Source organism: Methanimicrococcus blatticola (genome assembly GCF_004363215.1).
In the GTDB taxonomy this organism is placed as follows: domain Archaea; phylum Halobacteriota; class Methanosarcinia; order Methanosarcinales; family Methanosarcinaceae; genus Methanimicrococcus; species Methanimicrococcus blatticola.
In genome coordinates, this window is sequence record NZ_SNYS01000008.1 from 80,931 (window position 1) to 101,657 (window position 20,727).

The 20,727-nt window shown below is 42.9% G+C and carries 22 protein-coding genes and 1 tRNA gene; 10 read left to right on the forward strand and 13 right to left on the reverse strand.

Features of this window, described 5'->3' with window-relative positions:
- Positions 1-68: 68 nt before the first annotated feature.
- Together C7391_RS04815 and C7391_RS04820 are read right to left on the reverse strand one after the other, a co-directional pair.
- The gene (locus C7391_RS04815; protein ID WP_208107063.1) at positions 69-485 is read right to left on the reverse strand and encodes an ASCH domain-containing protein; all 417 of its coding nucleotides are present in this window, start codon (positions 483-485) and stop codon (positions 69-71) included.
- Complete coding sequence (locus C7391_RS04820) at positions 482-2,017, reverse strand: PIN domain-containing protein (protein WP_133517421.1); 1,536 nt, start codon at positions 2,015-2,017, stop codon at positions 482-484. The genes C7391_RS04815 and C7391_RS04820 overlap by 4 nt, the downstream gene beginning before the upstream one ends.
- Positions 2,018-2,264: 247 nt before the next feature.
- Between C7391_RS04820 and C7391_RS04825 the strand changes: the two genes are divergently transcribed.
- The 3 genes from C7391_RS04825 (at position 2,265) to C7391_RS04835 (ending at position 4,426) form a co-directional block, all read left to right on the forward strand.
- Positions 2,265-2,342 (forward strand) — tRNA-Pro (locus tag C7391_RS04825).
- Positions 2,343-2,486: 144 nt separating this feature from the next.
- Positions 2,487-2,909 (forward strand): GNAT family N-acetyltransferase, encoded by a 423-nt coding sequence (locus tag C7391_RS04830; protein WP_133517422.1) that lies wholly within the window; start codon positions 2,487-2,489, stop codon positions 2,907-2,909.
- 254 nt (positions 2,910-3,163) lie between these two features.
- On the forward strand, positions 3,164-4,426 hold the full coding sequence (locus C7391_RS04835) for a diaminopimelate decarboxylase family protein (RefSeq protein ID WP_133517423.1): 1,263 nt from the start codon (positions 3,164-3,166) through the stop codon (positions 4,424-4,426).
- Positions 4,427-4,479: 53 nt separating this feature from the next.
- Here C7391_RS04835 and C7391_RS08300 read toward each other — a convergent pair whose 3' ends face one another.
- Complete coding sequence (locus C7391_RS08300) at positions 4,480-4,656, reverse strand: hypothetical protein (RefSeq protein WP_166627412.1); 177 nt, start codon at positions 4,654-4,656, stop codon at positions 4,480-4,482.
- Between the two features lie 305 nt (positions 4,657-4,961).
- Here C7391_RS08300 and C7391_RS04840 point away from each other — a divergent pair, with 305 nt between their 5' ends.
- From C7391_RS04840 to C7391_RS04870, 7 genes are all read left to right on the forward strand, one after another.
- On the forward strand, positions 4,962-6,245 hold the full coding sequence (locus C7391_RS04840) for a UbiD family decarboxylase (protein ID WP_133517424.1): 1,284 nt from the start codon (positions 4,962-4,964) through the stop codon (positions 6,243-6,245).
- A 21-nt stretch (positions 6,246-6,266) separates the two neighbouring features.
- Positions 6,267-7,454 (forward strand): aconitase X, encoded by a 1,188-nt coding sequence (locus tag C7391_RS04845; protein WP_133517425.1) that lies wholly within the window; start codon positions 6,267-6,269, stop codon positions 7,452-7,454.
- Entirely contained in the window at positions 7,455-7,859 is a 405-nt protein-coding gene (locus tag C7391_RS04850) for a DUF126 domain-containing protein (protein ID WP_133517426.1), read from the forward strand. It abuts the gene before it with no gap.
- A gap of 18 nt (positions 7,860-7,877) precedes the next feature.
- Positions 7,878-9,068, forward strand: coding sequence for a TIGR04013 family B12-binding domain/radical SAM domain-containing protein (locus tag C7391_RS04855; RefSeq protein WP_133517427.1), 1,191 nt, complete (start codon positions 7,878-7,880; stop codon positions 9,066-9,068).
- Between the two features lie 331 nt (positions 9,069-9,399).
- Complete coding sequence (locus C7391_RS04860) at positions 9,400-10,098, forward strand: hypothetical protein (protein ID WP_133517428.1); 699 nt, start codon at positions 9,400-9,402, stop codon at positions 10,096-10,098.
- 159 nt (positions 10,099-10,257) lie between these two features.
- Entirely contained in the window at positions 10,258-11,007 is a 750-nt protein-coding gene (locus tag C7391_RS04865) for a hypothetical protein (protein WP_133517429.1), read from the forward strand.
- 181 nt (positions 11,008-11,188) lie between these two features.
- Positions 11,189-12,064, forward strand: a complete 876-nt coding sequence (locus tag C7391_RS04870) for a DUF7714 family protein (protein ID WP_133517430.1) — start codon at positions 11,189-11,191, stop codon at positions 12,062-12,064.
- Positions 12,065-12,161: 97 nt separating this feature from the next.
- Here the strand turns inward: C7391_RS04870 and C7391_RS04875 are convergent, their stop codons facing one another.
- The 10 genes from C7391_RS04875 to C7391_RS04920 form a co-directional block, all read right to left on the reverse strand.
- Complete coding sequence (locus C7391_RS04875; RefSeq protein ID WP_133517431.1) at positions 12,162-12,974, reverse strand: dihydroorotate dehydrogenase electron transfer subunit; 813 nt, start codon at positions 12,972-12,974, stop codon at positions 12,162-12,164.
- Position 12,975: 1 nt separating this feature from the next.
- Positions 12,976-13,902, reverse strand: coding sequence for a dihydroorotate dehydrogenase (locus tag C7391_RS04880; protein WP_133517432.1), 927 nt, complete (start codon positions 13,900-13,902; stop codon positions 12,976-12,978).
- Positions 13,903-13,929: 27 nt separating this feature from the next.
- A complete protein-coding gene (gene hemC / locus C7391_RS04885; RefSeq protein WP_133517433.1) occupies positions 13,930-14,877 on the reverse strand; it encodes a hydroxymethylbilane synthase in 948 nt (315 codons plus the stop codon).
- Positions 14,878-14,948: 71 nt separating this feature from the next.
- A complete protein-coding gene (locus tag C7391_RS04890; protein WP_133517434.1) occupies positions 14,949-15,143 on the reverse strand; it encodes a hypothetical protein in 195 nt (64 codons plus the stop codon).
- A gap of 34 nt (positions 15,144-15,177) precedes the next feature.
- Positions 15,178-16,446 carry a glutamate-1-semialdehyde 2,1-aminomutase gene (gene hemL / locus C7391_RS04895; protein ID WP_133517566.1) on the reverse strand — a complete coding sequence of 423 codons (1,269 nt, stop codon included), beginning with the start codon at positions 16,444-16,446 and terminating at the stop codon, positions 15,178-15,180.
- 8 nt (positions 16,447-16,454) lie between these two features.
- A complete protein-coding gene (hemB, locus tag C7391_RS04900) occupies positions 16,455-17,435 on the reverse strand; it encodes a porphobilinogen synthase (RefSeq protein ID WP_133517435.1) in 981 nt (326 codons plus the stop codon).
- Between the two features lie 275 nt (positions 17,436-17,710).
- A complete protein-coding gene (locus tag C7391_RS04905) occupies positions 17,711-18,109 on the reverse strand; it encodes a hypothetical protein (RefSeq protein ID WP_133517436.1) in 399 nt (132 codons plus the stop codon).
- Positions 18,110-18,261: 152 nt separating this feature from the next.
- Complete coding sequence (locus tag C7391_RS04910; RefSeq protein ID WP_133517437.1) at positions 18,262-18,537, reverse strand: hypothetical protein; 276 nt, start codon at positions 18,535-18,537, stop codon at positions 18,262-18,264.
- Positions 18,538-18,682: 145 nt separating this feature from the next.
- On the reverse strand, positions 18,683-19,939 hold the full coding sequence (gene hemA, locus C7391_RS04915; protein WP_133517438.1) for a glutamyl-tRNA reductase: 1,257 nt from the start codon (positions 19,937-19,939) through the stop codon (positions 18,683-18,685).
- 104 nt (positions 19,940-20,043) lie between these two features.
- Positions 20,044-20,706: a precorrin-2 dehydrogenase/sirohydrochlorin ferrochelatase family protein gene (locus tag C7391_RS04920; RefSeq protein ID WP_133517439.1), complete on the reverse strand. Its 663-nt coding sequence runs from the start codon at positions 20,704-20,706 to the stop codon at positions 20,044-20,046.
- Between the last annotated feature and the right edge of the window lie 21 nt (positions 20,707-20,727).

Consider the following 20,727-nt stretch of genomic DNA (forward strand, 5'->3'; position numbering starts at 1 on the left):
ATGAGCCCTATGAGTTCTGAGGCATTTTTGATTAAATTAAGACCATAGCACTCGATATCAAAATTTCATTACTCATCTGTAAACCACCCTATTTGCGAATTAACTTTTTTGCCATTATTGAAATAAACAAATGATTGGGGGGGGAATTCCAGACCGTAGTCTGATAAATTCTTTGGGGTCTCATACTTTATGACATCTCCTATCTGAAAAGCATACGCTCTCTCTTTTCCTTTGAAATATTCAAGATATTTAGCATAACTGATTCCCGAATGAGTTTTTGTTTGTTCCCATAAATCAGCTGGACTTGCTGAAATAACATTAATGACTTTTGCCTCTCCAACTACTTTCATTTCAGGTGTGGTAGAATATAAAATTAAAGTATCAACCTTTTTCTGCGGCAGGGATTTACGGTATTCGTATAACTTCAAACCAGACAAAATTTGTTTGGCATACTCAGGTTTTATGGATAATACAATTGAACTCATATATTCAGTCTCCAAAATCTGCTTAGGTCAGTTCGCCCTTCATTGATTATCAAATTGAATTGATCATTAGTAATGTGTGTAAAAGGACGTGGTCCTTTTGGAAATGGAATGATATTGTTCTTCCATAGAAAATCCAAAACTGGTCGATGTACTAGACTTTTAACATAAACGAATTTCATAATTTTAATGTTATTTCTGTAATTTTGCCAAAATAACTCAAGATCATCTATCGAAAATACACTTCGATTTTGACACTGATTTAAAAATTCCTCTTTGGTTGAAAATGTATCTAAAATCTCATCAACTATTGCAACTGTCGTTATAACAGAAGAAAATCGTTTTTTACTCCCTTCAGGTCCCATGCGATAAAATAACATTACATCTCCTGGATTAACATTGTCATCTTGTCCCCATGTGATGTATACTTTCTGCAGAGCATACCGGTATGGTGTATTTTCCAAAAAATCATTTTCATTTTCGGTATTTAAAATTGAATCTGGAAAAAGTGATGTATGATATTTGGGATCTATTGGCATTATGAATTTGTTGACATTATATCGAAGATTTGGATAATTTTGTTTAGGGGATAAAACCGAATCATAATTTGTCATGTTTTTCGTTAGAACGATTTCATTTCTACCATCAGTATGAATTTTACTACCAAATCTGACAAATCCCCACCGTAGAAAAAGTTGTCCCAATGCAATCAATTCTTCTCTATCATCAAATAATGTAACATATACTTCATCGACATTTCTTTCAAGGGCATTATCTAGAATGATTTTAATAAATCGTTCCCCTAACCTAAACCCCGTAGATTCAACTTTGAATGTACCTACTTTTAATCGACGTTTTTTACTAAATGATGGTATAATATCTGAATAATTTTCGTCTTCTGTTTCAGTTTTTAAATAAAGAAAACCTAGAATTCGATCTGTACCATCTTGACAGATATATGCCTCTTCATCACATTTTTTTGCAAACCAACTAGCAAAACCATCATAATCCTCTTTGAAACTGTCAAAAAATGAATTATTAATGTCAATTGACCCAAAGTATCCTTTCTTTACAGCAAGAGTATTGTACTCAACCAGGGTAGGATTTTCAGCAGTAGCATTAGATATGAAAGTATTAATTGAAACGACTTTTTGAGGAATTCCAAGAGTTATTGCCTTTCTTTGAAGTTTACGGTCTTCCGTTACTAACAAATCGACTCTACCTAAATAAACTTCATTTAGTAGAGCTGTATCAATTTTATCATTATCATTTTTATCGGTTGTACGACTCAATTCCTCGACTTTAATATCCAAAGGGGCAACTGTTTTTAATTCATCGTATGCATCTAACTTAAGAGTCATTGACTCGGCGGGATCTGCTGTTATGTACCGCTCTATTTCTTTTCTTGATAGGGGATGAATTAATTTATCATATTTTAGCTTATCAAGCCAACGAAAAAGGTGAGTAACGCTGTAATTTGTTACTTTTTTATTTTCACGATATATGATGATGTTGGTGTCAAGAAGAACGCGCATGTTAAGTTCTCCGAAGGAATTCATTAGGTAACAGCATTAATTACAAAAAATGTATAGTTCTCACAAATTTTTTCATCTTAATAATAAATTATTAATCAATTAAAAATTAGTCAAATATCTTATGTGTTAAATAGTTATTACTTTTTGAGTTACTTTCCTTCATTTTATTCCACTCTTGGTGGTGAAACCTTTATATAATAAAAACGGTTTTTACACTTGCTTTTTTAATAAAAATTGACCTCATAAAGGGGCTGTAGGGTAGCTTGGTCCATCCTGCAAGGCTGGGGGTCTTGCGACCTGAGTTCAAATCTCAGCAGCCCCACCACATCTTATTTTCAAAATAATTTAAACTCAAAGAATTGCAATTGTCGATGCCGGCAGAATCCATTTTTGATAAAAACCGTCGTTTGCCGTATTAAAAATTTTATAAACCTTCAGCGCCTTTACTGTTTGGGGGATAATTATGTTCATGGAATTGACCATACAAAAAGATACGGAAGGCATCAATTGGAAAGACGTGAAAAGTCTCTTGCAGCGAACCGACATGACAATTTATGATGTCGATCTTCATCAAAAAGCGTTTGAAAACAGCGCGAAAGTCATTTTTATCTACCACGGCGACATTTTGATCGGCTGCGGTCGTTTGATTTCTGATTTTGCGTATCAGAGCGTCATTTATGACGTGGCCGTTGACAGGACATCACAAGGAAAAGGCATCGGTAAAATGATTGTCCGCCTTTTGATGGAAGGCGAAGAGGACAAAAACATTATTCTTTACGCGACGCCCGGAAAAGAAGAGTTTTATCACAAATTCGGATTCAGACGCACAAAGACCGGGATGGGACGGTTTATTGACGCGGAATCGGCGCTTGAACATGGATTTATTGATTGATTTTGATTAAATGAATTTCTCTGACCCATTTCTTCAGATCCATTTCCTCTTATCTATTTTTCTTATCCATTCTTTCTTTTTTTCATAATATTTTCATGACAATATTTTAAATTTCAAAATATGCAACAGCTTGTCTTTTATTTCAAAAACTTAAAAAATTGACGGAAGATGCATTCCTTTCACTTCAATAAGAATATATATCATTCAAGCATACCGAAATCACTTATTAATAAATATAAATCAAGAGGCTGATTATGGTTTCAAAAGAACTTCCTTTTATAAAATCTCAAATTGAAGAGATCATCAAAACGCATCCGACGCCGTTTCACATTTATGATGAAAAAGCGATTCGCGACAACGCCGAAGACATGAAGCGCGCATTCAGAATCGTCAACGGCTTCAAAGAATTCTTCGCGGTCAAAGCACTTCCGAACCCTTACATCTTAAAAATCCTCGCCGAACACGGATTCGGTGCCGACTGCAGTTCTTTGCCGGAACTTTTGCTCGCAGAGGAAGCGGGCATCACGGGCGAAAACATCATGTTCAGCTCCAATGACACGCCGGCCGAAGAATTCAAAAAAGCCAAAGAGCTTGGCGCAATCATCAATTTGGATGACATTTCTCATATTGATGTTTTGGAAAAAACCGCCGGGCTCCCCGACATTGTTTGTTTCAGATACAATCCCGGACCGCTGAAGGGCGGTAACGAACTCATCGGAAAACCCGAAGAAGCGAAATACGGTTTCACCCGCGAGCAACTTTTTGAAGGATACGAAATTCTCAAAAAGAAAGGCGTTAAAAGATTCGGTCTTCACACAATGGTTGCTTCCAACGAGCTGAATGTTGATTATTTCGTTGAAACCGCACGCATTTTGTTTGAAGTGATTGTTGAAATTTCTCAAAAACTCGATATTAACTTTGAATTCGTCAACCTCGGCGGCGGAATCGGCATCCCTTACCGCCCGGACCAAGAACGTGTTTCCTTTGACGCGGTGGCCGGCGGCGTGAAAAAAGCGTATGACGAGACAATCGGCAAAGCAAACATCGCTCAACCGAATGTTTACTTCGAATGCGGTCGCGTGATTACCGGACCGTACGGTTATCTGATCACAGAAGTCCGTCACATGAAACACATTTACAAAGATTATGTCGGAACGGACGCCTGTATGGCAAACCTCATGCGCCCCGGCATTTATGGTGCTTATCATCACATCACCGTACTCGGCAAAGAAAATACAAAACAGGATCACAAATACGATGTGACCGGCTCTTTGTGTGAAAACAACGACAAATTCGCCGTCGACAGAATGCTCCCTGAAATCGAGCGCGGTGACCTTTTGGTCATTCACGACACCGGCGCGCACGGATTCGCGATGGGATTTAATTACAACGGAAAACTGCGCTCGGCTGAACTTCTCCTCAGACCCGACGGCAGCATTTTCAAAATCCGAAGAGCGGAAACAATTGAAGATTATTTCGCGACATTGGATTTTAAAGGGTTGAAATCGTTCAAATGAACATCATCCTTTTTCTTTCTTTTTTCAAAAACGAGATGCGTTTTTAATATATTTCAGAAAAGCGGAGCGGCTCGCGCGATGGCGACAATGATGCCAATGCAACAGGCAAGGTCGCAGCAACGTAAACGGTAAGGTAGCGGCAGCAGCGCAAACGGTAAGGTAGCAGCGGCACGTTCGCGCAGCGAACGGCTATCATAAAAAAGAGCAGATGCATGCAGCAACACAGACATGCAGCAACACAGACATGCAGCAACAAAAAAATCAAAAAGCAGAGTCTCGTTTATTGCTGTATGGGTTGGGTACGAATCCGCAAATTTCCGTTTTCTCTCTTCACTTCGTTCCGATCGAAAACGTAAATTAGCGGTCGGCTGTTTTGGGTTTCTCTGATTCTCTAATACTGATAAAACTCAAATTGATAAACCCAAACTGATAAAGTCCAAACTGATAAAGTTCAAACTGATAAAACCCAAAGTGTTTTTGCAAAAATCGAAAACAACCTTTTTATTTACATACCGCTTTTTCAAAAGCAGATACTATGAGTTTCCGTGATTTTATTGACAATTTAAGAAAGAACGGGCGTTTGACTGAAATTGACCGCCCTGTTTCGAAAGACTTTGAAGCGCCGATTTTAGCGCATGAAAACAAAGGACCTGTTTTTTTCACAAACGTTGACGGTTCTAAAGCAATTATGAATCTGCTCGGCTCCCGCGAAGAACTCGGTGCCATGCTCGGCGTTCCCAAAGAAGAAATTATTCAGCGGCTGGCCGATATTTCTCCCGATGGCGAAGTCGTCGTTGTCAAAGATTCGCCGACGAAAGACGTGATTGTTGAAGAAAAGAATGTTGATTTGTTCAAAATCCCGATCATGAAGCATTTCGAAAAAGACGGCGGTCAGGGATATATTACGGCAGGCATTGTCGTCTCGGAATATGAAGGCGAAAAGAATGCGTCCATTCACAGATTGATGGTCGTTGACAAAAATACGCTTTCAGCCCGCTTGGTTCCGCCGCGCCACACTTATGTGATTCACAAAAAAGCGGCCGAAAAAGGCGAAAAACTTCCGATTGCAATCGTTCTCGGTGCCGACCCGGTGATTACTTACGCCAGTACGACACGCGTTCCGCTGTCCAAAGAGTTTGAATACGCGGCAGCACTTCGCGGCGCGCCGGTCGAATTATTTGAATGCAGCAACGGCATCAAAGTACCTCACGCCGAATATGTTTTGGAAGGTTATCTCGATCCGCAGGAACGTGTCGCGGAAGGACCGTTTGTTGACATCACAGGAACATATGATCACATCCGCCCCGAACCCGTTATCAAAATCACGAAAATTTATCATAGAAAAGATCCGATTTATCACGGCATTCTGCCGGCCGGTGCCGAACATTTATTGATGATGGGCGTTCCGTACGAGCCCAAAATTTACAAAGCGGTCAGCGAAGTCACAACCGTTAAAAATGTCGTTTTGACCGAAGGCGGCTGCTGTTATCTGCATGCCGTTGTTCAAATTCAGAAACAAACGGAGGGCGACGCGAAGAACGCGATTATGGCAGCGTTTGCGGCGCACACCAGTTTGAAACATGTTGTTGTCGTTGACGAAGATATTGATATTTTCAATCCGGATGACGTTGAATTCGCAATTGCGACGCGCGTGAAAGGCGATGCAGACATTATGATTGTTACAAACGTGCGCGGCAGTTCGCTTGATCCGCGCGGCGCGCCGGACGGAACGACATCCAAAGTCGGCGTTGACGCGACAAAAGTGCTGGTCAACAAAGAAGATTTCGAACGCGCGAAGTTTCCCGTTTTGAAAAAGTAATCTGTCGGATGAGGTGGCAAAGTGTATCTGACAAAAGAAGAAGAGAAGACGCTTCGCGGCGAGGACGGCGAAACACTTCGCAAAATGATTGAAATTCTTGTTGCGCTCGGCGATATTTACGGGGCCGATGCGCTCATCCCGATTAAAAGCGCTCAGGTCTCGGGCGTTTCTTACAAAACCATCGGCGATGCCGGTCTTGAATGGATTTCCGATTTGAAAGGAAAAGTTCGGGTGCCGACCGTTTTGAATCCTGCCGGCATGGATATGAACAATTGGGAACGCCTCGGCATTGACCCGAAGTTTGCCGCCAAGCAGATTGAAATCATTAAAGCGTTCGGCAGCCTCGGAATCGAGCCGAAATGTACATGTACGCCTTATTATTTGAACGGTTTTGATGTTCAATACAAAGATCATTTGGCATGGGGAGAGTCTTCAGCCATCTCTTTTTCCAACTCCGTTCTCGGCGCGCGCACGAACCGCGAAGGCGGACCGTCTGCGCTTGCTGCCGCTTTGATCGGCAAAACGCCTGATTACGGGTATCATAAAGTTGAAAACCGAACGCCGAGCTTTGAAATTATTGTTGATTTTGAAACCGCCGGCTCAGATTACGGCGCGCTCGGCTATGTCGCCGGCAAAATGGTCGGCAGCAAAATCCCGCTTTTCAAAATGAAATCCGTGCCGACAAAGGATGAAATGAAAATGCTCGGCGCGGCAATGGCGGCCTCCGGTGCTGTTGCGCTTTATCATATCGACGGCGTGACGCCTGAAATTAAAGATAAAGAATTCGTTTACGAAAAACCGGCGGAAAGCATTACGATTGATCAAAAAGACATCAGCGCGGTTTATGAAACATCAAACGATTCAACAATGAAGCCCGATATTGTTACCATCGGCTGCCCGCACTGTTCAAAAGCAGAACTCGAAATGCTCGCCGCTCTTCTGGAAGGCAAAACAGTTGTTAAAGAATTCTGGATTTTCACATCGCGTGAAGTTGCCGAACAAAACAAAGCCATTGTTGACAAAATTGAAAAAAGCGGTGCGAAAGTCGTTTGTGACACCTGCATGGTTGTCTCGCCGGCCGCCAATTCTTACAGCTGCATGATGGTTAATTCCGGCAAAGCTTACGCTTACGTGCCGAGCATGTGCGGACTGAAAGCGACTTACGGAACAGCGGAGCGGTGCGTTAAAGAAGCGACGGGGGAGATTTGAATGAGTCAAATAATCAAAGGGCGAATCATTGCGCGCGGGCAGGCTTCCGGAAAAGTTTTGATGACCAAAGATCCGATTTCTTTTTTGGGAACCGTTAATCCTGAAACCGGCGACATTGTCGATCCGAGCCATGAACTTTTCGGAAAATCAATCAAAGGAACCGTTTTGGTTTTTCCGCAAGGAAAAGGATCAACTGTCGGCTCGTATGTGATTTACCAGCTTCAAAAGAACAACGCGGCTCCGGCCGCAATCATCAATTTGGAGTGTGAGCCGATTGTCGCTGTCGGCGCAATCATTTCTGAAATTCCGATGATTGACAAACTGGAAACCAATCCGTATGATGTTTTGAAAGACGGCGACGAGGTTTTGGTCAACAGCGCCGAAGGTTTTATTGAAATTTTGTAATCGGACGGGTATTTGAAAATGAATTCGGATTTGAGCAGAAATGAAACTCTCCTCCCGATTCATTTCCGCTATTTTAAGAAAAACACATACAGTTATTCCGCTTTGATTCCCGTCCTCCCAAACATTGATTTTGTGAAGGAACCCGTTTCGGGAATTATGCTTTACAGTTTTTTTACAAACCAAAAAGAAGACGTTTTCCGGGAAGTGATGCAAGCCCAAGCTTCCGGCATTTCCGCTTTTTTTATTGCCGGCGGCCCGCATCCGTCAGGCGCGCCTGTCGAAACTTTGGATTTTTTTGATGCTGTTGTCATCGGCGAAGGAGAAGTGACGCTTCCCGCTTTAATTTCTCAAATCCGATCCAATTTCCAAAACGGCGTTGATCTTCGAAGCGGATTTGAAAATATTTCGGGAATCGCTTTTAAAAACGCTTCCGGTGAAATCGTTTCGACACCGAAGCGGGATGCTGTTCAAATGGATTGTTATCCCTGTTTTTCGCCCGACAACATTTGGCGACCGCTTGAACTTTCCCGCGGCTGTCCGCATCGCTGCAAATTCTGTCAAACGCCGCAGATTTTCGGGCATCAAATGCGTCATCGCAGCGTTTCGGAAATTGTCAAATACGCGGCGTATTATGATGATTTGCGTTTCATCTCTTCAAACGCATTCGCTTACGGCAGCAATGGTGTGACAGCGAAATCTGAAAAAGTCAAAGAATTATTGTCTTCGCTTTCCGAGTTGGAAAACAAAAGAATTTTTTTCGGCACTTTCCCGTCAGAAGTGCGCCCGGAATTCGTAACGGATGAAATGATTGATTTGGTCAAGACCTATTGCGCCAATGATTCGCTCAGCATCGGTGCGCAATCCGGCAGCGATATTGTTTTAAAAGAAATCGGGCGCGGACATTTGGCTGAAGATGTTTACAACGCCGCAGAAATCTGTTTTGCCAATGGCATAACACCGATTGTTGATTTCATCATCGGGTTTCCGAGTGAAACCGAAAGCGATCAGCAACAATCTTTGGAAATGATTGATTGGCTCTGCCAACGCGGCGGGGAAGTGCGCGCACATTATTTGTCGCCGCTGCCGTCAACAGCATATGAAAATATTGTTCCGTCAGAAGTACATCCTGAAATTTCCAAACAGCTCGGCAAATTGGCGCTTGGCGGAAAGCTGAAAGGAACGTGGGAAAACATTCCGAAAATCGAATAAGTGCCAAACGATTATTTTCATTTTATTCAGATGAATAGATAAAATATATATAAGATGTCTAATATAATTAGCAAGGAATGGAAACGTATTAATAGAACGTTTTCATTAAATATGTATGCAGAGGCATTTATAGAGGTATATATTTAATTGTTTCAGGAATAATATTATTATATTATATCTGAAATAAATATTCGTCAATCCTTTTTTAATGTCAATGAATGCTGATTTTGGCAATGATTTTATTATGCGGTGATCGCGATTTGTGTTATTATTGCCGATTCAAAGATTTAAAAATTGTAATACTTGTTAAAAATATTAAGGAGTCATTGTTATGGATTTTGATATCATTACAAACAGCCTTAAAAAAGGCTGGGAAGTCTGGAAAAACAACGCCGTCGCGTATGTTGTCGGACTTATTCTCATGATCGTCGTCGCTATTATTATCGGTGCTATTGTCGCTTTATTGGGCGGTGCTTCACTCGTTACTGCAATTGAAACAGGTTCAACTGCCGGCTTGGGCTTGGCAGCTGCCGGAATGTTAGTTGCTTTAATTGTTTCTATCCTTGTTCTCATGCCGCTCGGCTTCGGTGTTACCTTTATGGCAATTAAAGGCTTCCGCGGAGAAAAAGTTGAAATTAAAGACATCTTCTATTCCTTCCGCAAGGAGAACTATGTCAGAATGTTGATCTTCGGCGTTGTTTATGCTGTTATCTTCGGTATTTTGGGCATTATTCCGATTATCGGTGGACTTATCGCTTTAATCGTTGAATTTTTGTTGTTCTTCGCAATCTACATTTACATCATGACACCTTCCGAAAACATCGTTTACGCATTTAAGGAAAGTTTCAATATCATTAAGGACAACCTGATCTTGGTGCTTGTTGCATACATCGTCTACATTGTCCTCGTTATGATCGGCGCAATTTTGTTCGGTATCGGCCTTTTGGTCACATTGCCGATTGCACTCATCTTCGCAACAGCTGTCTTGAAATCACTCAAGCCGGAACTCAGCGATGCATCCGGTCAGTAATTTGACTGAATAATTATACGAAAACTAATTCAGAGTTCGTTCATTCGGACTCTGAATTTTTTTTGCCAAACAAATTATATAAAAATATAAAACTAAAAACAATTAAATAAATATAATGTGGTTAAAACAAATTAGATATATATAATACAGGTGATGTGTATGGAATTTGGTTTGTTAGTTGAAGGCATTAAGAAAGCTTTCCATTCATATATCGACAACATTGTTGCTTATGTTGTTGCAATTATTCTTTTCTTTATCATTACGGGAATTGTATATGCAATCGGTTTTGCAGGCGGCATTGCTGCGGTCTATGAAGCGTTTGTCAATATGGAATTCGGTGTTGCTCTTTTGATTACGGTCATTGCAGCACTCATCGGTTTTCTGATTCTTTCGCCCTTAATGTACAGTACATATTACATGGCTATCAAAGGAACGCGCGGTGAAAAGGTTAAAATCGGCGACCTTTTTTACGGTTTTAAATCCGGCAAAGCCTTTACAAGAAGTTTGATTTACGTTCTTGTTTACACAATCGTTGTGACCGTTGTCAGCTTTGTTGTCGTCGTTGTTTCTGATTTTATCGGCGGTATAATCGGCATTGTCGACCTTTCAACGGGCGTGCTGGTCGCCGGTATTCTGACTTTCTTGTTAATGCTTCTCGTTGAGATTTTCTTCTTCTACACCATCTACATTTACGTGATGACGCCGGGAGAAGGGTTCTTCTACGCCTTAAAAGAAAGTGTCAATATCGGGAAAGACAATATCGTTATGGTCATTTTAACGATTATTATTTCCTGGATTCTCTCCATCTTAATCATTACAATCCCGCTCGGCTATATTTTCGGTGCGTATATGCTCAAAGAATTGAAGCCGACAATTAAAGACGAATCCGGTATGGAAGCTGTTGTTTAAAATCGCTGTTTGATGAATTGTTGCCTGATTTTCAGGCAACATTTCTTTTTTTAGTGACAGCTCTTTCTCTTGATTTCTCTTTCTCTTGATTTCTCTTCATCTTGATTTTTCTTTTCTGTTTTCTTTTCTGTAATCTTTTTATAGACCTCTTTTCAATTTAGAGTAAGCAAGAGGATTTTTGATGATTTTCCCGGAAGAATACAAAACAATCGGATGGACAGAGCAAGGAAAGGATGCATCCGATTTGAATAAAGTTTATTTTTTGTCTCAATACATTCTTGAGAAAACGGATGCCGGCTACAATTTATATGAAATTGAGCATAAAGGATCCGGTTTTCTCAGAGAGCCTGTCGGGTCAAAACTCATCGCAGGCGAAGATGAAATTTTCATTTGTCCTGAGGAAATGAATATTAAAAACCGGACTTTTTTAATTGAAGCGGCGGCGCGTTTGCTTCAGGATGAAAATAAAAAACGCAATTTCGGAAAACCCTTGACAACGGTTGTTTTCAAAGGGTTTGACAAACATTTGACTTTTGTCAAAGACCCCGATGTTTCCGAAATATTGGAAATTGAAATCATTGATGTTTTTCCGCCGGAGCCGCCATGGCTTTCAAATTGTATTCAAAGAATTGATGCCGCCAATCTTTTCGGTGATCTTCAAATCAAGTTTTCCGAAAAGTCAGTCGACCTTTCCGTTTACCAAGGTGATAAAACCATTTATCCCTGCCATTCTTCCGGTTTGAAAGGCAAATTTTTGGATTCCGACAAATTGGATGAAAAAGAAGACGGCTGGACCTTAGTCGGCTGCGACACTTCTAAAAAACTCATCGGAGCTTTGTATCCGAATTTAAAATACGATTTTATTGACATGTGTCCGATGAGATCAGACCGTACAAAACCCGAAAAACCATTTATTATGCGTTGCTGCAAATCGGAAAACTCGGGAAAAATCGTTCAAATCAACGGGCAAACCGGTGTTATTGTTCATTGGGGCGCAGGCGAGTGGCAAATCGCCGAGAGCATTCGAAAATTAGCGCTTGAGCTTCGCAAAAAATGATGGAAGTCGGATTGGTTTTCATTTCATCTTTTCAAAAAACGGTCTGTTTTTATTATTTAAAAAAAACGGCGTAGCTCGCGTGCGGCGAGCAACGAAATCAATAAGATATTCTTTTCCCGGAAGCATCGCGGTGATATTTCCCGAATTCGGAATCAATCAATGTTTCCGCCTTGAAAACAGGCCCGTCTTTGCAGACGCGAACGCCGAGCGTGTCAATGCAGCAAGCGCCGCAAACACCGATGCCGCATTTGAAATAGCGTTCCATCGAAAACTCTGCCTTTTCAAGCGCGTCTTTTTCAATTAAGATTTTCATGACGAATTTCATCATCATTTCGGGACCGCAAACATAAATTTTATCGATTTTTGTCAAATCAAGTTCCGCTAAAATATCTGTGACAAATCCTTTTCGTCCTTTGGTTCCGTCATCGGTTGTGAGCAGGACTTCTCCGGTTTTGCCGAAACGCTGTTCAAAAATCAAATCGGCTTCGCTTCTTGCGCCGAGAATGATTGTCACGTCCGCGCCGATTTCTTTTGATTTTTCAGCCAGCGGCGCGAGCGGTGCCGCACCGATGCCGCCTGAAATGATCAAAACCTTTTCGCCTTTCTCGGGAAGCGTAAACGGATTGCCGAGCGGGCCGCGAAGACCGACGCTGTCACCGACTTTCAAGTCGAAAAGCGCATTTGTCGCGGGACCGACCGTTTGGAAAGTCACGCCGTTTTTGTAAGCGCAGCCGAGCGGGATTTCATCTACGCCGCGAATCCAAACCATACAAAAATTGCCGGGATTCATGTTTTCAAATTCACGGTCAAAAAGAAGCGTTCTTTTGCCCGTATTTGTTTCATCAATAATTTCAATAATTTTCGCGTTCATCGGAAAGCCGCCCGAAAAACATTGACAGTTCTCAGCCATTTCATTTCCTCCTGTGCGCCATGCCGATGAGCTCATCAAACGCGTAACCGTTTTCTTTCATAAATTGCTGCGCGCCGGCCCAAATATTTTCAAAAATCCGGTCACTCTCGTAAACCGCCGAACCGATTTGAACCGCGGAAGCGCCGGCCATCATCATTTCAATCATATCTTCATAGCAAGAAATGCCGCCGACACCGATTACCGGAATCTCAAGCGCTTCATACAAATCATAAACGCATTTCACCGCAACGGGTTTTACCGCGGGGCCGGACATGCCGCCGGCACGGTTGCCGAGAACGGGCCAGCCGGAATGAATGTCAATCACCATTCCGCGAACTGTATTAATCGCAACAACAGCGTCAGCGCCGCCGGCTTGAGCCGCAAGACCGATGTCTTTAATGTTGGCGACATTGGGCGTCAGCTTCACCCAAACAGGCACATCAACGGCATTTTTAACCGCCGCTGTAATTTCTTCCACGTGACAGGGCTGGCTGCCGATGTCCGCGCCGTAACCTTTCGCGTGCGGGCAACTTAAATTCAATTCAAAAGCATCGGGTTTTGACGGCATAAGCCCTTCTGCGACGGCAACGAAATCCTTTGAGTCGCCGCCGAAAATACTTGCGATAACGGGCGCGTCGCCGTTCTTTTTGGCAAATTCGATTTCCTGCGTGAATTCACCGTAAGACGGATTCGGGAGACCCATCGCGTTTAAATAACCGAATGTCTGCCCTTTGCCGCCGTCGGCATTAAGTGTAATCATAGACGGATTGGCATGGCCGTAAACCGGAACCGGGCCGATTGATTTTGTGACAACCGCGCCTGCGCCGTTTTGAATTACGCGTGTCATGGACGCGCCGGTTGTTCCGAGAATGCCGGCCGCTAAAATTGTCGGATTTTTAAGAGGAACGCCTGCCGCTATATAAACCATAATTTTACCTTTTTTATTTTTCTCTTTTTATTTCTTCTCTTTTTGATCTTTCAGTTCCTGAATGTAGCAAATCGCTTCTTCAGCAAGCATTTTTCCGCCGGAATTCGCCAAGTCCTTACCGAGTTTTTCAGCTTCTTCCGCCCAGTTGTCGGCAGAAATCTTTTCATCCACTTTGATGCTTTTTGTACCGTCACAGGACAGAACTTCAGCGCGCACACGAATCCTTTTGCCGTTTGATTCAAATTTCGCGTAAGCACCGATCGGCGTTGTGCAGCCGCCTTCCAAATCTTTCACAACAAGCCTTTCAATCGTTGTTTCAATTTGGGATTTTTCATCATTCAAAAGCGCAACAGCGTCAACAGCCGGCGTTCCGGCAAGCGCGACCACGGCAACCGTTCCCTGATTCGGAGACGGCGTAAACATATCAATGTCCAAGCGCGTGCGGACCATGTCGTTCCAGCCCATCCGCTCCAAACCGGCTTCGGCTAAAATAATGCCGTCATATTGTCCTTCTTCGAGTTTTCGAAGGCGCGTGTCAATGTTTCCGCGCAACTCTTCAATTGTTAAGTCCGGGCGGTAGCGCAGAAGCTGAGCGCGGCGGCGCATGGAGCTCGTCCCGATGATTGCGTTTTTCGGAAGCTCATCAATTGTTAAACCGGCTTTTGTCAAAAGAACATCATAAGGAGAATCACGCGGTAAAACCGCTGCTGTCACCAATTCGTCCGGGCGGACGGTCGGCAGATCTTTCATGGAATGAACGGCAATTTCAATGCCGTCTGCAATCATCGCGTCATCCAGTTCACGAACAAACGCACCGACGCCGGTTGAAACCTGGTAGAGCGGTCTGTCGGTGAAGCGGTCACCGTCGGTTTTAATGATTTGTTCATCCGTCTCGATTCCTTTTTCTTTCAAAAGCGCGGCGACTTTTCTTGTTTGAACCAACGCAAGCCGGCTTCCTCTTGTTCCGATAATCATAATTACTTTCCTTTTTGTTTCCCGTTCATTTCCATTCATCTTAAAAAGAAGAACCAAATCAAAACCCCGATCTACAGCAATAGGATTGCGGCGATCAGCGCTCTTTTCCAATATTGTTCCACAATCGTTTGGGGCGTTTTCGTATATTTTACCGTAAAACCGTGATTGCAGCCGGCACAGATATATTTGTCTCCTGCGCCTCTGCCGATTTCCGTCGGCACGACATCTGTCATACAGCATGCCGGACATTTGATGAAGTGTTCCATTTCGCCCCTCTTTTTTCCGTTTTCTTCGTTCCGCTTAAATCAAATTCTTTTCAACCGCTTCAGCCGTTTTGCTGAAATCCTCATCGGTGTGCGCGAGTGAAATGAAATTTGTTTCAAATTGCGACGGCGGCAAAAAGACGCCTGAATTCAGCATTTTGTGGAAGAATTCCATGTATTTAGCGGAATCGCATTTCAAAACGTCCTGATAATTCAACGGTTTGCCGCCGAAGAAAATCACAAACAAGGACGATAATCCGCCGACATAATAATCCGGTTTTTTATCTGTGACAACATCCGAAAGCATTTTTCTGAAAACGTCGCCGCGTTTGTTCAAAGTTTCCTGAACGTTGTTTTCTTTCAAATAATCCAAAACGGCGATGCCGGCAGACATAGAACACGGGCTTCCGCTGAATGTTCCGGCCTGATATACGGGACCGTTTGGTGAAATCATTTCCATAATATCTTTGCGACCGCCGAAAATTCCAATCGGCATACCGCCGCCGGCAATCTTTCCGAGCGTTGTTAAATCCGGCTTGATGCCGAAATATTCCTGAGCACCGCCCGGCGCCAGTCTGAATCCGGTAATCACTTCGTCAAAAATGAGCAAAACATCATTTTCAGCAGTCACCGCGCGCAATTCTTTTAAATAATCGCCTTCGGGCAAAACCGGTCCGATGTTGCCGAGAACCGGCTCCAAAATGACGGCTGCCATATCATTTTTATTCTTTTCAATGACTTCTGTCATTTTTTCAATATCATTGTAAGGCACTTGAAGCGTGTGTTCCGTTACACCCGTCGGAATTCCGGGAGAATTCGGCTCTCCGTGCGTTGTCGCGCCGGAGCCGGCTTTCACTAAAACAGCATCGTGCGCGCCGTGGAATCCGCCTTCAATCTTGATGATTTTGTTCTTTTTCGTAAATCCGCGCGCCAATCTGATCGCGCTCATCGTCGCTTCCGACCCCGATGAAACGAATCTCATCATTTCAATCGACGGATATAAGTTTGAAATCCGGTTCGCCATTTCAATTTCCAATGCGCTCGGCGTTCCGTAAAGCCAGCTCTTTTCAAGTTGCTTTTCAATTGCCTGACGAACAACCGCCGGATTGTGACCCAAAATCATCGGCCCGTACGCCATGCAATAATCAATAAATTCGTTGCCGTCTTCATCGTAAATTTTAGAACCGTTTGCAGAAGCGGTGTAAAACGGAAACGGTTTAATCGCGCGGACCGGGCTGCTGACACCTCCCGGAATCATTGTTTTTGCAGTGTTGTACAATTTTTCTGATTTTTCAAAATTCATCATCGTCACCGTCATTTTTCCGCTAAAATCATTGCCAATTCTTTGGCGTAATAAGTAATAATCATGTCAGCGCCCGCCCTTTTCATGGAAAGACAGGCTTCATAAAATGCTTTTTCTTCATCCAGCCAGCCGTTTGCAGCAGCCGCTTTAATCATCGCGTATTCGCCGCTGACTTGATAAACGGCAAGCGGCAATCCGAATTCCTGCTTGATTCTGTAAACAATATCCAAATAAGGCATGCCGGGCTTTACCATCAGCATGTCGGCGCCTTCCAAAACATCCAATTCGGTTTCGCGAATCGCTTCATCGCTGTTGGCCGGGTCCATTTGATATTCAGAACGGTCACCGAAACAGAATCCCGAGTCGGCCGCGTCCCTGAACGGACCGTAAAAGACGGACGCGTATTTCGAAGAATAAGACATAATCGGCGTGTTTTCAAAACCATTTTCATCCAATGCCGAGCGGATCGCTTCAATCATGCCGTCCATCATTCCGGACGGGGCGACAATATCTGCGCCGGCTTTGGCGTGGCTGACTGCAATTTTTCCGAGAATCGGAAGCGTCAGATCATTGACAACATCGTGCGTTTCGAAATTCACGATTCCGCAGTGACCGTGGTCGGTGTATTCGCACATGCAAAGATCGGTAATCACAATCAAATCCTTTCCGAATTCCGCTTTAATGGCGCGGACAGCAGCCTGAACGACATCATCATCGCCGTAAGCTGACTTTCCTTCCGCGTCTTTTGTCTTCGGGATGCCGAAAATCAAAACGGCGGGAATGCCCAAATCATATGCTTCGCGGGCGGCATCGACGGCTTGCGCGAGCGGCCAGCGGGAAACGCCAGGCATGGAAGCGACGTCGATTTTTTTATCCGTTGTTTCATCCACGAAAAACGGATAAATCAAATCGTTGACAGTCAGTGTGTTTTCTCTGACCATGTCTTTTAATTTTCCGTATCTTAAGCGTCTCATTCGGGTCTGCGGAAACATGATTGTTTTCTCCTGTGCGGTTTTTTCAAAAAAAACCTTGAACGGGTATGTGAAAGAATTAAGATGCATTTACATAAAATAGCTTTCGCATTCCGCGAAAATATATATGAAATGAACAGGTTTGCACGGATATGAAAAAATAAATTCTTGTTTTTATTTCCGAAAATTATGCTGGCCGGGTGGCATCAAATGTTTAAAATCGGATATTACAAAGAATAAAAGTAGTTTTGCCGGCATTCTCCGCATCGGCAAAATAAGTAAAAACAGAAATACAATTATTTATCATCCAATGCAAAATAATTGAACAATCCTTTCAATTTTCCTTTGCGAACAACTTCTTCCAATTCGGACCAGCTTGAAACGACTGTGACGGGAAGTTTGTCGCATTCATCAGATGTGATTTCCGGCTGAAGCCAGAAGTCGCGATGGACATTTAAAATTTCGTAGATGTCATTGGATTCTTCGGTGAAGACTTTGGAATAATCTTCAAGTTCTTCCAATGCCTTTGTCAGGCTTTTATCTTCCAAATCCAAGGGATTCTGGAACATTTTAATTTGATAAATGGGATCATCATCACGAACCGATATCACACAAATGCCGTAATCTTCGTCTTCATTGAGTGAAACAATGACTAAATCCATCGGTTCTCCGAGAATATCTTTCATTTTCTCCATATTATGCCTCTGAAATTCATCCTGTATCGTTGCCAATACAATTCTTGTTTTTAGACTTTCATATTTACTATTTATGCTTTTCTCAAGATTCGGGCAAAATTGGCTCTTTTTGGAAGATTTTTTATAAAAATGTAAAATCTTTCCAAAATAATTTAAAAATGACGGCTGCATTTGAAAAATGTATTCATTTCAGGGTGATTGTTCGACGGCGGCGCGGCAGTCGGCGGCAGCAAACGGCAAGGTAGCAGGCAGCAATGCAAACAGTAAGATAGCAGCAGTAACGCAAACAGTAAGGTAGCAGCAGTAACGCAAACAGTAAGATAGCAGCAGTAACGCAAACAGTAAGGTAGCAGCGTCAACTCAAACAGTAAGGTAATAGTGTCACGTTCGCGCAAGCGAACGGCTGCCATAAAAAAGAGCAGATGCACACAGTCGAGAGCAGATGCACATAGTCGAGAGCAGATGCACACAGTCGAGTCGACACACAACAAAACAAATTAAAAAAGAGGTGTCTGCTTTTTCAATTCAAACGAATTAAGTAAATCAAAAAAACAAAATAATTCGTCAAAAAAATTATTCTTCGGTTGTGTGTTCAATATTAAACACGCGGGCGACAGCTTCCAACAAATCGTCGTCATCTGATTCCGCCGCGTTTCTGAGAATTTTAGTCGGCTCGGCCAGAATTTGATTGGCAATGCTGTGCGTTAAGTTTTCTAAAATTTTCTCTTCAAAATCGCCGATGGTATGTTTTACGCGGAATTTGTTGACCGCTTTTTGCTTCTCTTCTTCACGAATGTCGTAAACGCTTCTGTATAAAGCGGCAATAATGTCATCCGCTTTCTGTCTTTTGTATTGCTTGCCGAGCAAATCCAATTCTTCATTGATGATTTCAATGACTTTTTTGGCTTCTTCATTGCGCATTTTAAGCGTTTTTTCGCTGATGACGCGCAAATTATCAATGTTGCAAAGTGTGACGCCGTCTAAATCATTGACGGATTCTTCAATATCTCTCGGGTTGGCGATATCAACCATAAAAAGCGGTTTGCCGTTTCTTTTCGGAACAGCCTCTTCAACGATTTTTTTCGTAATCACATAATGCGGCGCGCCGGTTGCGCTGATAACGACATCGGCATTTTTCAAATAATCGGGAACATCATCAAATAAAATCGCTTCGCCGCCGAGGTCATATGCCAATTCCTGCGCTTTTTGGTGCGTTCGGTTGGAAATGTAAATGCCTTCCAAATTCTTATCTGCCAGCGCGCGGGCAACCAAAACGCCGATTTCACCGACACCGACAACCATGATGGTTTTGCCGTCCAGTCCGCCAAGCGTGTCTTCCGCCAACTCGACAGCAGCCGAGCCGATGGAAACAGATCCTTCATTGATCCGGGTTTCCGTGCGGGCGCGTTTGCCAACTTGAATCGCTTTTGTAAACGCCGTGTCCAAAATGCGCCCGATTGTTTTCTTTTTGACCGCCAAATTGTAAGCGTCACGGATTTGGCCGAGAATCTGGTCTTCGCCCATAATCATGGATTCCAAACCGCAGGAAAGCCGAAGCAGGTGATCCAATGATTCTTCATGGTCATGGAAATCAACGATTCGGGTCTCAACGCCGATCGCTTTTGAAAAATTGAATAAAACGCTGCTTCCCTTCTCGGAAACAACATAAATTTCAGCGCGGTTGCATGTTTTTAAAATAACACATTCATAAACGAGTTCACTCTCATAGAGCTTTTCGAGCATCTCTTCGGTTGTCAGCGGCCACGCGCATTCCATTTCAGCGACTGTCGCTTTTTTGTGAGAGATAACCATGCTTGAAATTTCGTTCATGATACAACCTAAAAAATCGTATGATTAATTGAAGTCAAAAGTAATACTAATTAATTCAACTCAAATATGAATGTTTCCCGCTAAACGATGTAAAAATGATAATCTCAAACTTTATTCATCGCTTTCTCTTTCGCTTTTTCGAAATCCGCCGGCAGCAGTTTCCAAATTTCTTCATCATTCATAATATTCCACAGAACTTCCTGCCGCTTCTTTTGATCCGACTCAACCGTTTTCAAATATTCGCGCATTTCATTCTGAAGCTCAATCATGAGTTCTAAATCATCATCAATCGCTTCTTCAATTTTCATGCGGGCGTATTTTGTCACCGCCGGGCTTTCGCCGCCCGATGAAATCGCGATTTGAAGCCCGCCGCGTTCAATAAAAGAAGGAATAATGACTTCGTCAGCTTTTTCAGTGTCATTCACCAAAACGCCGGCGGTTTTTGCCATTGAAACAATCCGGCGGTTGACAGCTGAATCAGAAGTTGCCGCAATCGCCAAAAAAGCATCCGACATGCAGTCAAAAATTTCGCCGTCGGTCAATTCATCCAGATTCTTTTCAATAAACAAAATCGAATCTTCTTTTTCCATTTGCCGAAGGTCCGGCGTCAAACCCGAGCTGACAACCGTGACAAGTGCCTTCTCGGCAAAACGCTTCACCTTGCGCTCGCCGACAGCGCCGCCGCCGAAAATAACGACAATCTTGTCCGTAAAATCAATCATTAAAGGCAGATACGGGTTCATTTCATCCTGCGGCGGTATTGTCATTTCTCTTTCTCCTTCATTTCT